We start from the raw sequence: 12,696 nt of genomic DNA on the forward strand, positions 1-12,696 counted from the left end.
GGCCGGGGTGGCCCTCAGCCCCAGCCTTGGCAGGACGCGGGTGGTCCCAAGCCCTACTCACAGCCCTGGCAAGCGCACAGCGCCTCGGCCATGCTCGCCTCGCACGCCGACCGCGAGCGGGCCGTGGATGTGCTCAGAGCCGGGTTCGGGGAGGGGCGGCTGGAGAAGGGGGAGTTCGACAGGCGGGTGGAGCGGGCCTACGCGGCCCGTACGGTGGGGGAGCTGGCTCTGCTCGTCGCCGACCTGCCCGCGGGCCCCGTACCGCAGCCTGCGCCCGTCGTGGCCGTGCCGCGGACGTTTCTGCCGGTGCCGCGGCCGCAGACGAACGGGAAGGCGGTCGGGTCCGCCGTGTGCGGGCTGCTGTGTGTGCCGACCTTCGGGCTCACCGGTATTCCGGCGGTGGTCCTCGGGCATGCGGCGCGGTCGGAGATCCGGCACACGGGGCAGGGCGGTGACGGGCTGGCCCTGATCGGGCTCGTGCTCGGGTGGCTGTCCACCGCCGGCTGGGCGCTCATGCTGACGCTGGTGTTCATGGTGGGGCTCGTGTCGGGGTGACGGGAGCCGCGTGTCGTAGATCATTGAGAGGGCTGGTCCGACGCGCCCATGGCGTGGATTTGAAGATCACGGACGGTCTCGGGGCTTGACATGTTCCGTCCGGCGATGCGAGTGCGGCCCATTTGTTTTGACCGCAGCGTTTGAGCTAGGTACGCTCAGACCTTGTGCCTGGGGTGTGCCCTGGCTCTCGTGCGTGCCATCACACCGCATAGGGGGCCGAGAACGGCCACCGTAATCTGTGCCTCTTTCTGCCTGGCGGCGGGAGTCAGCAGGTTCGACACACCCGACCGCGTGGGTCGGCGATGTTCCAGGTTAGCTTCACCATTCGGCACACAGAAACCGGAGAAGTAGTGCCTACGATCCAGCAGCTGGTCCGCAAGGGCCGGCAGGACAAGGTCGAGAAGAACAAGACGCCCGCACTCGAGGGTTCCCCTCAGCGTCGTGGCGTCTGCACGCGTGTGTTCACGACCACCCCGAAGAAGCCGAACTCGGCCCTGCGTAAGGTCGCGCGTGTGCGTCTGACCAGCGGGATCGAGGTCACCGCTTACATTCCGGGTGAGGGACACAACCTGCAGGAGCACTCCATCGTGCTCGTGCGCGGCGGCCGTGTGAAGGACCTGCCGGGTGTTCGCTACAAGATCATCCGTGGCTCCCTCGACACCCAGGGTGTCAAGAACCGCAAGCAGGCCCGTTCCCGCTACGGCGCCAAGAAGGAGAAGTAAGAATGCCTCGTAAGGGCCCCGCCCCGAAGCGCCCGGTCATCATCGACCCGGTCTACGGCTCTCCTCTTGTCACGTCGCTCATCAACAAGGTGCTGCTGAACGGCAAGCGCTCCACCGCCGAGCGCATCGTGTACGGCGCCATGGAGGGCCTGCGCGAGAAGACCGGCAACGACCCGGTCATCACGCTCAAGCGCGCTCTCGAGAACATCAAGCCGACCCTCGAGGTCAAGTCCCGCCGTGTCGGTGGCGCCACCTACCAGGTGCCGGTCGAGGTCAAGCCCGGCCGCGCCAACACCCTGGCGCTGCGCTGGCTGGTCGGTTACTCCCGCGCCCGTCGCGAGAAGACCATGACCGAGCGTCTGCTCAACGAACTTCTCGACGCCTCGAACGGCCTCGGCGCGGCCGTGAAGAAGCGCGAGGACACCCACAAGATGGCCGAGTCCAACAAGGCCTTCGCGCACTACCGCTGGTAGTCGCTACCCACATCGAGACCGAGAGAAGACTGAAGCCTTATGGCTACCACTTCACTTGACCTGGCCAGGGTCCGCAACATCGGGATCATGGCCCACATCGACGCGGGCAAGACGACCACCACCGAGCGGATCCTGTTCTACACCGGCGTTTCGTACAAGATCGGTGAGGTCCACGACGGCGCCGCCACCATGGACTGGATGGAGCAGGAGCAGGAGCGTGGCATCACGATCACCTCTGCTGCCACCACCTGCCACTGGCCGCTGGACAACGTCGACCACACCATCAACATCATCGACACGCCGGGGCACGTGGACTTCACCGTCGAGGTGGAGCGCTCCCTGCGTGTGCTCGACGGTGCCGTGACGGTGTTCGACGGCGTTGCCGGCGTCGAGCCCCAGTCCGAGACGGTGTGGCGTCAGGCGGACCGCTACGGCGTGCCGCGCATCTGCTTCGTGAACAAGCTCGACCGCACGGGTGCCGAGTTCCACCGCTGCGTCGACATGATCAGCGACCGCCTGGGCGCGCAGCCGATCGTCATGCAGCTGCCCATCGGTGCCGAGGCCGACTTCAAGGGCGTCGTGGACCTGGTCCGCATGAAGGCGCTCGTGTGGTCCGCCGAGGCCGCCAAGGGCGAGATGTACGACACCGTCGACATCCCGGCCACGCACACCGAGGCCGCCGAGGAGTGGCGCGGCAAGCTGCTCGAGGCCGTCGCGGAGAACGACGAAGAGATCATGGAGCTGTACCTGGAGGGCGAGGAGCCCACCGAGGAGCAGCTGTACGCCGCGATCCGTCGCATCACCATCGCGTCCGGCAAGTCCAGCGACACCACGGTCACCCCGGTGTTCTGTGGCACCGCGTTCAAGAACAAGGGCGTCCAGCCCCTGCTCGACGCGGTTGTGCGCTACCTCCCCACCCCGCTTGACGTCGAGGCCATCGAGGGCCGCGCCGTCAACGACCCGGACGAGGTCATCAAGCGCAAGCCGTCCGACGAGGAGCCGCTGTCCGCGCTGGCGTTCAAGATCATGAGCGACCCGCACCTCGGCAAGCTCACCTTCGTCCGGGTCTACTCGGGCCGCCTGCAGTCCGGCACCGCGGTGCTGAACTCGGTCAAGGGCAAGAAGGAGCGCATCGGCAAGATCTACCGCATGCACGCGAACAAGCGTGAGGAGATCGAGTCGGTGGGCGCCGGCGACATCATCGCCGTGATGGGTCTGAAGCAGACCACGACCGGTGAGACGCTGTGCGACGACAAGCAGCCGGTGATCCTGGAGTCCATGGACTTCCCGGCGCCGGTCATCCAGGTCGCCATCGAGCCCAAGTCGAAGGGCGACCAGGAGAAGCTGGGCGTCGCGATCCAGCGCTTGGCCGAGGAGGACCCGTCCTTCCAGGTCCACTCGGACGAGGAGACCGGCCAGACCATCATCGGTGGTATGGGCGAGCTGCACCTCGAGGTGCTGGTCGACCGTATGCGCCGTGAGTTCAAGGTCGAGGCCAACGTCGGTAAGCCGCAGGTCGCCTACCGTGAGACGATCCGCAAGGCCGTCGAGCGCGTGGACTACACCCACAAGAAGCAGACCGGTGGTACCGGTCAGTTCGCCAAGGTGCAGATCGCGATCGAGCCTCTCGAGGGCGGCGACACGTCGTACGAGTTCGTGAACAAGGTGACCGGTGGTCGTATCCCGAAGGAGTACATCCCTTCGGTCGACGCCGGCTGCCAGGAGGCCATGCAGTTCGGCATCCTCGCCGGTTACGAGATGACCGGCGTCCGCGTCACGCTGCTCGACGGTGCCTACCACGAGGTCGACTCCTCCGAGCTCGCGTTCAAGATCGCCGGTTCGCAGGCCTTCAAGGAGGCCGCGCGCAAGGCCAGCCCCGTGCTGCTCGAGCCGATGATGGCCGTCGAGGTCACCACGCCCGAGGACTACATGGGTGACGTCATCGGCGACATCAACTCCCGCCGTGGCCAGATCCAGGCCATGGAGGAGCGGGCCGGTGCCCGCGTCGTGAAGGGCCTCGTGCCCCTCTCGGAGATGTTCGGCTACGTCGGAGACCTCCGCAGCAAGACGTCGGGTCGCGCAAGCTACTCGATGCAGTTCGACTCCTACGCCGAGGTTCCGCGGAACGTCGCCGAGGAGATCATCGCGAAGGCCAAGGGCGAGTAACGCAGAGCGTCTGCACGCCGTAGGCTTGACTCCGGAGCCTCGTGGGGCATTCCACCGCAATCATGGTGAGAATGCCCCGGGGCCCGGGCTTTCCAGCAAAGATCACCTGGCGCCGATGAAGTAAGGCGTACCAGAACCACTCCACAGGAGGACCCCAGTGGCGAAGGCGAAGTTCGAGCGGACTAAGCCGCACGTCAACATCGGCACCATCGGTCACATCGACCACGGTAAGACCACCCTCACGGCGGCTATTACCAAGGTGCTGCACGAGGCGTACCCGGACCTGAACGAGGCCACCCCGTTCGACAACATCGACAAGGCGCCCGAGGAGCGCCAGCGCGGTATCACCATCTCCATCGCGCACGTCGAGTACCAGACCGAGGCGCGTCACTACGCCCACGTCGACTGCCCGGGTCACGCGGACTACATCAAGAACATGATCACCGGTGCCGCGCAGATGGACGGCGCGATCCTGGTGGTGGCCGCCACCGACGGCCCGATGCCGCAGACCAAGGAGCACGTGCTTCTGGCCCGCCAGGTCGGCGTGCCGTACATCGTCGTCGCCCTGAACAAGGCCGACATGGTGGACGACGAGGAGATCATGGAGCTCGTCGAGCTCGAGGTCCGTGAGCTCCTCTCCGAGTACGAGTTCCCGGGCGACGACCTCCCGGTCGTGAAGGTCTCCGCTCTGAAGGCGCTCGAGGGCGACAAGGAGTGGACGCAGTCCGTCCTGGACCTGATGAACGCCGTCGACACCGCCATTCCGGAGCCGGCGCGCGACGTCGACAAGCCGTTCCTCATGCCGATCGAGGACGTCTTCACGATCACCGGTCGCGGTACGGTCGTCACCGGCCGTATCGAGCGCGGCATCCTCAAGGTGAACGAGGAAGTCGAGATCATCGGTATCAAGGAAGAGAAGACCAAGACCACGGTTACGGGCATCGAGATGTTCCGTAAGCTGCTGGACGAGGGTCAGGCCGGTGAGAACGTCGGTCTGCTTCTCCGCGGTATCAAGCGTGAGGACGTCGAGCGCGGCCAGGTCATCATCAAGCCGAACACGGTGACCCCGCACACCGAGTTCGAGGCCCAGGCCTACATCCTGTCCAAGGACGAGGGTGGCCGCCACACGCCGTTCTTCAACAACTACCGCCCGCAGTTCTACTTCCGTACGACGGACGTGACCGGCGTCGTGACCCTCCCCGAGGGCACCGAGATGGTCATGCCGGGTGACAACACCGAGATGAAGGTGGAGCTCATCCAGCCCATCGCCATGGAAGAGGGCCTGAAGTTCGCCATCCGTGAGGGTGGCCGGACCGTGGGCGCCGGCCAGGTCACCAAGATCAACAAGTGAGCTTGTCGATCTGACCTGGTAGCTCCGACTGCGAGCTCCTGAAGGGGCCCGTACGACTTCGGTCGTGCGGGTCCCTTCGTCATGTCCGGGGGCCCTCTTCCCCGTCGGATGAAGTGTTGGAAAACGCTGGAAGGCGTCTCGGCGAGAGTTGCGGCAAATTCCCCACCTGTGCGCGCGGAATGTTCTTGTCTGTTCGCTGTGGGGTGGTTGGGGCAGCCGTAGCGTGAGCTGTCCGGTGGCCGCCCCGGCCCGGGATCACCTCATGAGGACGGACAGGTGCCGATGTACGGCGCGGACAGCAGGACGTCGATACCGCGACAGGTCGTCGGCGGACTGCAGCAGCCGCTTCCCCCGCTCACCGCGCCCGACATGCCGACGCGGCCCCTTCGGATACCGAAGCACGCGGCCGTCCCCGAGCGGGTGGGCCGCCGGCTGTACGCCATCGACGGCATCCGCCTGCTCGCCGCCCTGATGGTGGCCGTACACCACTTCGCCGGCACCAACCGCGTCAACCAGCCGGACAACGCGATCTGGGACCGGCCGGTGTCCGACATCATGCCCACGGTGTTCCGGTTCGCCGCCTACGGCTGGATCGGCGTCGAGATCTTCTTCGTGATCAGCGGCTTCGTGATCTGCATGTCGTGCTGGGGCCGTACCCCGCGGCAGTTCTTCGTCTCCCGGGTGATCCGGCTCTACCCGGCGTACTGGTTCGCCATCGCCTTCACCACGGCCGTCCTGGTGGCCGTCCCGGGCGTGTGGGACCGCCTGCGCCTGCGTGAGATCCTGCTCAACCTCACGATGCTGCAGGCCGGTTCGGGCGTGACCAACGTCGACGGCGTGTACTGGACCCTCTGGTCCGAGCTGCGCTTCTACCTGCTCTTCCTGCTCGTCGTCGCCACGGGGCTGACGTACCGCAAGGTCGTGGTGTTCTGCTGCGTGTGGGGCGCGGCCGCGATGCTCGCGCCGGTGGCCGACTTCCATCTGCTGGAGCTGGTCGCCAACCCGGACGGCGCCTGGTACTTCATCGCGGGCCTCGCCCTCTACCTCATGCACCGCTTCGGCCAGGATCTGTTGCTGTGGGGCATCCTCGGCATGGCCTGGCTGATGGGGCAGCTGGAGCTGGGGCACCGGATCGACGAGGTCGAGCATGTGTCCGGGTGGCGAGGCAGCGTGGTGATCTTCACCGTGTTCCTGCTGGTGATGGTGGCGATCGCGCTGGGTGCGACGGACCGGGTTCGGTGGAAGTGGCTGGTGACGGCCGGCGCGCTGACGTATCCGCTGTATCTCACGCACTACGTGGCCGGTACGACCCTGATCAACAGGCTGCGGGACACGATGGACGCCCGGCTGCTGGTCGTGGTCGTGATCGCCGGCTTCATGGTGCTGAGCTGGGTGGTGCACCGGTTCGTGGAGCGGCCGGTGGCAGGGCTCATGAAGCGGGGGCTGGACACGTCGTTCGCGCGGCTGCGGAATGCGGGGTAGGGGTGTGGGGGAGGGTGGGGGCGGTGCGATGACCGTGTCGTGGCGCACTCGACCGTGTTCACCCTTCGGGCTCTCCTGCGGGGCGTTCAGGGGGTGGGCTCTTCGGTGCCCTTCTCCCCGTACCTGGGGAGGTCGTTGTACCGGGGGAGGTCGTTCGTCGAGATCGTCCATTCGCCGATGGTGACGTCTTCGCCGTACACGAAGTCCTTGCGGGCGGCATAGCGCGGGCCGTCGGGCGTGGAGTGGATGTCTGTGAGGACGGCACCGGTGCCGGTGCGGGGGTCGAAGATCGCGTAGACGGGGATCCCGATCAGCGGGTAATCGCGCATCTTCGTGACCCAGTCATTGTCGGGATTGGAGCGGGAAACGACCTCGATCGCGGCGACGAGTGTCCGTGGGGCGAAGGAGTCGTCGACATCGCTATGTGGCCTCCGGAAGATCGGATCGGCAGTCGCGGCAGTGGCCGGGGGTGGGGGCGCGGAAGGGGGGTGGGGGTGGTAGTTGGGTGGTGAGGCGGTGGGCGAGGAGGGCGGCGTGGCGGCGTGGGCCTTGGGGTGGGAGGTCGGTGGTGAGGGCCTGTCGTACGGCGGTGGGGGTGAGGTCGCGTTCCAGCCAGGCGGCGACGCTGGGGGCGAGGTGGGCCACCTCGGCGATGACGAAGGTGGGCACCAGCAGCGGGCCGGGGTGGGACTCGAGCAGGCGGCGGCAGGCCGCGTGCCAGGCGTCACGGCGGTCCAGTAGTGCGTAGAGCGGCCCCGCGTCGACGAGCAGGGCGCTCATGCGCCGAGACGGCGCTGAGGCGTGCCCTCCTCCTCGGCGAGCCCGGCCAGCAGCTCTTCCATACGTTCGGAGATGTCGCTGTGGCCGCTGTCGCCCGCGCCCGCGGAGTGGAAGGTCCGGCGTCGGACCGTGTCGCCTTCCTGCTCCCCGCCCGGCAGATGGGCCGTGATGGCCTCACGTGTCCACTCGGAGACCGTCATGCCGCGCCGAGCCGCCTCGTGGCGCATCCTGGCGTCCAGCGTGTCGTCGATCTTGATCGTGGTTCGCTTCACGTATGCCAGCATGCGCTGACGATGGTTCCGGCCGCCTTGGGTTTGACCTGCGTCACGCTGGGGGTATTCTCTCCGGCTCGATTGGCCAGGCCCCTGCCCCATATGGCAGACTGTCCGAGTTGCTCGGTCGAGTGTTGATGCTGCGCGCCTCCCGCCGGGAGGACCGGAAGCGAGTCCCACAGTACTCGTCGTCCTAACTGCCACACGGCAGCGCTGGGGCGGACGTACGGGAATCTTTCGGGAAGTGTTGGTGCGGCACCGGCCAGGCACCCGGTGGCCTTTCGGTCCCGGCTTGCGGTTCCGGAAGGGCCGTGTTCATTCCCTGGAGGGATGTTCGAACGTAGGGCATCTGTGTCAGTGGAAGTGCGACACGCCCGACCGCGTGGGTCGGAGAAAACGAAGAGAACACCGGGTTCCAGAGCGTTACGAGAGACAGGACTACTGAGTAGCCATGGCGGGACAGAAGATCCGCATCCGGCTCAAGGCCTACGACCACGAGGTCATCGACAGCTCGGCGAAGAAGATCGTCGAGACGGTGACGCGTACTGGTGCGTCGGTCGCGGGCCCGGTGCCGCTGCCCACTGAGAAGAACGTGTACTGCGTCATCAAGTCGCCGCACAAGTACAAGGACTCGCGCGAGCACTTCGAGATGCGCACGCACAAGCGCCTGATCGACATCCTCGACCCGACCCCCAAGACCGTTGACTCTCTGATGCGACTCGACCTCCCGGCCGGTGTCGACATCGAGATCAAGCTCTGAGGCCGGTGATCTGAGAATGGCTAAGCAGATCAAGGGCATCCTGGGCGAGAAGCTCGGCATGACGCAGGTGTGGGACGCGAACAACCGCGTTGTCCCGGTCACCGTCGTCAAGGCCGGCCCGAACGTCGTGACCCAGGTCCGTACGAATGACAGTGACGGCTACGAGTCGGTGCAGATCGCCTTCGGCGAGATCGACCCGCGCAAGGTGAACAAGCCCCTCAAGGGCCACTTCGCCAAGGCCGACGTCACCCCCCGTCGCCACCTCGTCGAGATCCGCACCGCGGACGCCTCCGAGTACACGCTCGGCCAGGAGATCACCGCTGAGGTGTTCGAGGCCGGCGTCAAGGTCGACGTGACCGGCAAGAGCAAGGGCAAGGGCTTCGCCGGTGTCATGAAGCGCCACAACTTCGGTGGCCTCGGCGCCGGTCACGGCACCCAGCGCAAGCACCGCTCGCCCGGTTCCATCGGTGGCTGCGCCACCCCGGGCCGTGTGTTCAAGGGCCTCCGCATGGCGGGTCGTATGGGCAACGAGCGGGTCACCACCCAGAACCTGACCGTCCACGCCGTTGACGCGGAGAAGGGTCTGCTGCTCATCAAGGGCGCGGTTCCCGGTCCGAACGGCGGCCTCGTCCTGGTCCGCACCGCGGCCAAGGGGGCCTGAGGTAATGAGCACTGTTGACATCCTTTCGCCGGCTGGCGACAAGGCCGGTTCCGTCGAGCTCCCCGCGGAGATCTTCGACGTTGAGAAGGTCAGCATCCCGCTGATCCACCAGGTCGTCGTCGCACAGCTGGCCGCTGCCCGCCAGGGCACCCACAAGACCAAGACCCGCGGTGAAGTCCGCGGCGGTGGCAAGAAGCCGTACCGCCAGAAGGGCACCGGCCGCGCCCGTCAGGGTTCGACCCGCGCCCCGCAGTTCGCCGGCGGTGGCGTCGTCCACGGCCCCGTGCCGCGTGACTACTCGCAGCGGACCCCGAAGAAGATGAAGGCCGCGGCCCTGCGCCACGCCCTCACGGACCGGGCCCGCCACAACCGCATCCACGTCGTCTCCGGCGTGGTCGAGGGCGAGACCCCCTCCACGAAGGCCGCCAAGTCGCTGTTCGGCAAGATCTCGGAGCGCAAGAACCTGCTCCTGGTCGTCGACCGCGCCGACGAGGCCGCGTGGCTGTCCGCCCGCAACCTGCCCCAGGTCCACATCCTGGAGCCGGGCCAGCTGAACACGTACGACGTTCTCGTCTCGGACGACGTGGTCTTCACCCAGGCCGCGTTCGAGTCCTTCGTGTCTGGCCCCAAGGCCGCTGACACCGAAGGGAGCGAGGCCTGATGGCTACGCGTCACCCGAGCATCGCCTCGAAGGCTGCCAAGGCGGCCAAGGCCGCGCGCGTCGCCAAGGCGCGCCGCCACGCCACCGAGGGCAAGAACACCGTCGAGACGCCGCTGAGCAAGTCCTTCACGGACCCCCGTGACGTGCTGCTCAAGCCGGTCGTCTCCGAGAAGAGCTACGCGCTTCTCGACGAGGGCAAGTACACGTTCGTCGTCGACCCGCGTGCCAACAAGACCCAGATCAAGGAGGCCGTCCAGGCGGTCTTCTCGGTCAAGGTCACCGGGGTCAACACGATCAACCGCCAGGGCAAGCGCAAGCGGACCCGCACGGGCTTCGGCAAGCGTGCCGACAGCAAGCGCGCGATCGTGACCCTTGCCGAGGGCGACCGTATCGACATCTTCGGCGGTCCGACCTCCTGACGGAGGTCCGGATCGTCCGATATCGGACGAGGACTGAGAAATGGGAATCCGCAAGTACAAGCCGACGACGCCGGGCCGCCGTGGCTCCTCCGTCGCCGACTTCGTCGAGGTCACGCGGTCCACGCCGGAGAAGTCGCTGGTCCGCCCGCTGCACAGCAAGGGCGGCCGTAACAATTCCGGTCGTGTGACCGTCCGCCACCAGGGCGGTGGCCACAAGCGCGCCTACCGAGTGATCGACTTCCGTCGTCACGACAAGGACGGCGTGCCGGCGAAGGTCGCGCACATCGAGTACGACCCCAACCGCACCGCGCGCATCGCGCTGCTGCACTACGCCGACGGCGAGAAGCGCTACATCCTCGCCCCGCGCAACCTGCAGCAGGGTGACCGCGTGGAGAACGGCCCCGGGGCCGACATCAAGCCGGGCAACAACCTGGCGCTGCGCAACATCCCGGTCGGTACCACGATCCACGCGATCGAGCTCCGTCCGGGCGGCGGCGCCAAGTTCGCCCGCTCCGCCGGTGCCTCCGTGCAGCTGCTCGCGAAGGAGGGCCAGATGGCCCACCTCCGCATGCCCTCCGGTGAGATCCGCCTGGTCGACGTGCGCTGCCGCGCCACCGTCGGCGAGGTCGGCAACGCCGAGCAGAGCAACATCAACTGGGGTAAGGCCGGCCGCAAGCGCTGGCTGGGCGTTCGCCCGACCGTTCGCGGTGTGGCGATGAACCCGGTTGACCACCCGCACGGTGGTGGTGAGGGCAAGACCTCCGGTGGTCGCCACCCGGTCTCGCCGTGGGGTCAGAAGGAAGGTCGTACTCGAGCTCCCAAGAAGGCGAGCAACAAGTACATCGTCCGCCGCCGCAAGACGAACAAGAAGCGCTAGGAGCGGGTTTAGATGCCGCGCAGTCTCAAGAAGGGGCCCTTCGTCGACGACCACCTGATCAAGAAGGTGGACGCCCAGAACGAAGCCGGTTCCAAGAACGTCATCAAGACCTGGTCCCGCCGCTCGATGATCGTCCCGGCCATGCTGGGCCACACGATCGCGGTGCACAACGGCAAGACCCACATCCCGGTGTTTGTCACCGAGTCCATGGTCGGCCACAAGCTCGGCGAGTTCTCGCCGACGCGCACCTTCCGGGGTCACGTCAAGGACGACCGGAAGTCGAAGCGCCGCTAAGGCGGGGTGAATGACCATGACAGACACTGAAGGGACAACCATGGAAGCCAGGGCCCAGGCGCGGTACATCCGCGTCACGCCCATGAAGGCCCGCCGCGTGGTGGACCTCATCCGTGGCATGGACGCCACGGAGGCTCAGGCGGTCCTGCGTTTCGCCCCGCAGGCCGCGAGCGTGCCGGTCGGCAAGGTGCTGGACAGCGCCATCGCCAACGCCGCGCACAACTACGACCACACCGATGTCGACAGCCTCTACATTGCCGAGGCCTACGTCGACGAGGGCCCGACCCTGAAGCGGTTCCGTCCGCGTGCCCAGGGCCGTGCCTACCGGATCCGCAAGCGGACCAGCCACATCACCGTGGTCGTCAGCAGCAAGGAAGGAACCCGGTAATGGGCCAGAAGGTAAACCCGCACGGGTTCCGGCTCGGTGTCACGACCGACTTCAAGTCGCGTTGGTACGCCGACAAGCTGTACAAGGACTACGTCAAGGAAGACGTCGCCATCCGTCGGATGATGACGTCCGGCATGGAGCGCGCCGGCATCTCGAAGGTGGAGATCGAGCGCACCCGTGACCGTGTGCGTGTGGACATCCACACCGCGCGTCCGGGCATCGTCATCGGCCGCCGTGGCGCCGAGGCCGACCGCATCCGCGGTGACCTCGAGAAGCTCACGGGCAAGCAGGTCCAGCTGAACATCCTCGAGGTGAAGAACCCCGAGACCGACGCTCAGCTGGTTGCCCAGGCCGTCGCCGAGCAGCTCTCCTCCCGCGTCTCCTTCCGTCGCGCCATGCGTAAGAGCATGCAGTCGGCGATGAAGGCCGGCGCCAAGGGCATCAAGATCCAGTGCGGTGGCCGCCTCGGTGGCGCCGAGATGTCCCGCTCGGAGTTCTACCGCGAGGGCCGCGTGCCCCTGCACACGCTCCGCGCGAACGTGGACTACGGCTTCTTCGAGGCCAAGACGACCTTCGGCCGCATCGGTGTGAAGGTCTGGATCTACAAGGGCGACGTCAAGAACATCGCCGAGGTCCGCGCCGAGAACGCTGCCGCCCGTGCGGGTAACCGCCCGGCCCGCGGTGGCGCCGACCGCCCGGCCCGTGGTGGCCGCGGTGGCGAGCGGCGCGGTCGCAAGCCGCAGCAGGCTGCCGGCGCCGAGGCCCCCAAGGCGGAGTCTTCGGGGTCCACTGCAGCAGCAGCTCCGGCCGAGAGCACCGGAACGGAGGCCTGACC

At 66.9% G+C, this 12,696-nt stretch carries 15 protein-coding genes and 2 pseudogenes; 14 read left to right on the forward strand and 3 right to left on the reverse strand.

What is annotated here, in order from left to right:
• Positions 1 to 90 precede the first annotated feature (90 nt).
• The 6 genes from ABT063_RS31725 (at position 91) to ABT063_RS31750 (ending at position 6,749) form a co-directional block, all read left to right on the forward strand.
• The gene (locus ABT063_RS31725) at positions 91 to 555 is read left to right on the forward strand and encodes a DUF1707 and DUF4190 domain-containing protein (RefSeq protein WP_351063087.1); all 465 of its coding nucleotides are present in this window, start codon (positions 91 to 93) and stop codon (positions 553 to 555) included.
• Positions 556 to 905: 350 nt separating this feature from the next.
• Complete coding sequence (rpsL, locus tag ABT063_RS31730) at positions 906 to 1,277, forward strand: 30S ribosomal protein S12 (RefSeq protein WP_003948652.1); 372 nt, start codon at positions 906 to 908, stop codon at positions 1,275 to 1,277.
• A gap of 2 nt (positions 1,278 to 1,279) precedes the next feature.
• Complete coding sequence (gene rpsG / locus ABT063_RS31735) at positions 1,280 to 1,750, forward strand: 30S ribosomal protein S7 (protein ID WP_003998848.1); 471 nt, start codon at positions 1,280 to 1,282, stop codon at positions 1,748 to 1,750.
• A gap of 39 nt (positions 1,751 to 1,789) precedes the next feature.
• Complete coding sequence (gene fusA / locus ABT063_RS31740; protein WP_351063089.1) at positions 1,790 to 3,916, forward strand: elongation factor G; 2,127 nt, start codon at positions 1,790 to 1,792, stop codon at positions 3,914 to 3,916.
• Positions 3,917 to 4,073: 157 nt separating this feature from the next.
• Positions 4,074 to 5,267 carry an elongation factor Tu gene (gene tuf / locus ABT063_RS31745; RefSeq protein WP_095748108.1) on the forward strand — a complete coding sequence of 398 codons (1,194 nt, stop codon included), beginning with the start codon at positions 4,074 to 4,076 and terminating at the stop codon, positions 5,265 to 5,267.
• 282 nt (positions 5,268 to 5,549) lie between these two features.
• Complete coding sequence (locus tag ABT063_RS31750; RefSeq protein WP_351063226.1) at positions 5,550 to 6,749, forward strand: acyltransferase family protein; 1,200 nt, start codon at positions 5,550 to 5,552, stop codon at positions 6,747 to 6,749.
• A gap of 86 nt (positions 6,750 to 6,835) precedes the next feature.
• On the opposite strand, the pseudogene ABT063_RS31755 reads toward ABT063_RS31750, so the two are convergent.
• The 3 genes and pseudogenes from ABT063_RS31755 to ABT063_RS31765 all read right to left on the reverse strand — a co-directional run.
• Positions 6,836 to 7,168 (reverse strand): annotated as a pseudogene (locus ABT063_RS31755) (Uma2 family endonuclease); the annotation flags it as partial.
• Between the two features lies 1 nt (position 7,169).
• Positions 7,170 to 7,544: pseudogene (locus ABT063_RS52370) on the reverse strand (helix-turn-helix domain-containing protein); the annotation flags it as partial.
• Entirely contained in the window at positions 7,526 to 7,813 is a 288-nt protein-coding gene (locus tag ABT063_RS31765; protein WP_351063092.1) for a ribbon-helix-helix domain-containing protein, read from the reverse strand. The pseudogene ABT063_RS52370 and the gene ABT063_RS31765, both read right to left, overlap by 19 nt.
• Positions 7,814 to 8,252: 439 nt before the next feature.
• Between ABT063_RS31765 and rpsJ the strand changes: the two genes are divergently transcribed.
• Genes rpsJ through rpsC form a run of 8 tightly spaced genes read left to right on the forward strand, consistent with a single transcriptional unit; the run spans position 8,253 to position 12,694 of the window.
• Entirely contained in the window at positions 8,253 to 8,561 is a 309-nt protein-coding gene (gene rpsJ / locus ABT063_RS31770) for a 30S ribosomal protein S10 (RefSeq protein ID WP_003948644.1), read from the forward strand.
• A gap of 16 nt (positions 8,562 to 8,577) precedes the next feature.
• Positions 8,578 to 9,222, forward strand: a complete 645-nt coding sequence (gene rplC, locus ABT063_RS31775) for a 50S ribosomal protein L3 (protein ID WP_124439903.1) — start codon at positions 8,578 to 8,580, stop codon at positions 9,220 to 9,222.
• A 4-nt stretch (positions 9,223 to 9,226) separates the two neighbouring features.
• A complete protein-coding gene (gene rplD, locus ABT063_RS31780) occupies positions 9,227 to 9,883 on the forward strand; it encodes a 50S ribosomal protein L4 (protein WP_351063094.1) in 657 nt (218 codons plus the stop codon).
• Positions 9,883 to 10,302 carry a 50S ribosomal protein L23 gene (gene rplW, locus ABT063_RS31785; protein WP_351063096.1) on the forward strand — a complete coding sequence of 140 codons (420 nt, stop codon included), beginning with the start codon at positions 9,883 to 9,885 and terminating at the stop codon, positions 10,300 to 10,302. The genes rplD and rplW overlap by 1 nt, the downstream gene beginning before the upstream one ends.
• Before the next feature lie 40 nt (positions 10,303 to 10,342).
• The gene (rplB, locus tag ABT063_RS31790) at positions 10,343 to 11,179 is read left to right on the forward strand and encodes a 50S ribosomal protein L2 (RefSeq protein ID WP_037887002.1); all 837 of its coding nucleotides are present in this window, start codon (positions 10,343 to 10,345) and stop codon (positions 11,177 to 11,179) included.
• Between the two features lie 12 nt (positions 11,180 to 11,191).
• The gene (gene rpsS / locus ABT063_RS31795) at positions 11,192 to 11,473 is read left to right on the forward strand and encodes a 30S ribosomal protein S19 (RefSeq protein ID WP_007384069.1); all 282 of its coding nucleotides are present in this window, start codon (positions 11,192 to 11,194) and stop codon (positions 11,471 to 11,473) included.
• A gap of 40 nt (positions 11,474 to 11,513) precedes the next feature.
• Entirely contained in the window at positions 11,514 to 11,861 is a 348-nt protein-coding gene (gene rplV / locus ABT063_RS31800) for a 50S ribosomal protein L22 (protein WP_030936396.1), read from the forward strand.
• A complete protein-coding gene (rpsC, locus tag ABT063_RS31805; protein ID WP_351063099.1) occupies positions 11,861 to 12,694 on the forward strand; it encodes a 30S ribosomal protein S3 in 834 nt (277 codons plus the stop codon). Before rplV ends, rpsC begins: the two co-directional genes overlap by 1 nt.
• Positions 12,695 to 12,696: the final 2 nt, after the last annotated feature.

The organism is Streptomyces sp. NPDC002838, from assembly GCF_040295365.1.
Lineage (GTDB): Bacteria > Actinomycetota > Actinomycetes > Streptomycetales > Streptomycetaceae > Streptomyces.

What these genes read in the sequence shown, in the direction of transcription:
- rplD (WP_351063094.1), top strand. Translation starts at nt 9,227, where the DNA reads ATGAGCACTGTTGACATCCTTTCGCCGGCTGGCGACAAGGCCGGTTCC.
- rplV (WP_030936396.1), top strand. Translation starts at nt 11,514, where the DNA reads ATGGAAGCCAGGGCCCAGGCGCGGTACATCCGCGTCACGCCCATGAAG.
- rplB (WP_037887002.1), top strand. Translation starts at nt 10,343, where the DNA reads ATGGGAATCCGCAAGTACAAGCCGACGACGCCGGGCCGCCGTGGCTCC.
- rplW (WP_351063096.1), top strand. Translation starts at nt 9,883, where the DNA reads ATGGCTACGCGTCACCCGAGCATCGCCTCGAAGGCTGCCAAGGCGGCC.
- ABT063_RS31765 (WP_351063092.1), bottom strand. Translation starts at nt 7,813, where the DNA reads ATGCTGGCATACGTGAAGCGAACCACGATCAAGATCGACGACACGCTG.
- ABT063_RS31725 (WP_351063087.1), top strand. Translation starts at nt 91, where the DNA reads ATGCTCGCCTCGCACGCCGACCGCGAGCGGGCCGTGGATGTGCTCAGA.
- rpsC (WP_351063099.1), top strand. Translation starts at nt 11,861, where the DNA reads ATGGGCCAGAAGGTAAACCCGCACGGGTTCCGGCTCGGTGTCACGACC.
- ABT063_RS31750 (WP_351063226.1), top strand. Translation starts at nt 5,550, where the DNA reads ATGTACGGCGCGGACAGCAGGACGTCGATACCGCGACAGGTCGTCGGC.
- fusA (WP_351063089.1), top strand. Translation starts at nt 1,790, where the DNA reads ATGGCTACCACTTCACTTGACCTGGCCAGGGTCCGCAACATCGGGATC.
- rpsJ (WP_003948644.1), top strand. Translation starts at nt 8,253, where the DNA reads ATGGCGGGACAGAAGATCCGCATCCGGCTCAAGGCCTACGACCACGAG.
- rplC (WP_124439903.1), top strand. Translation starts at nt 8,578, where the DNA reads ATGGCTAAGCAGATCAAGGGCATCCTGGGCGAGAAGCTCGGCATGACG.
- rpsS (WP_007384069.1), top strand. Translation starts at nt 11,192, where the DNA reads ATGCCGCGCAGTCTCAAGAAGGGGCCCTTCGTCGACGACCACCTGATC.
- rpsG (WP_003998848.1), top strand. Translation starts at nt 1,280, where the DNA reads ATGCCTCGTAAGGGCCCCGCCCCGAAGCGCCCGGTCATCATCGACCCG.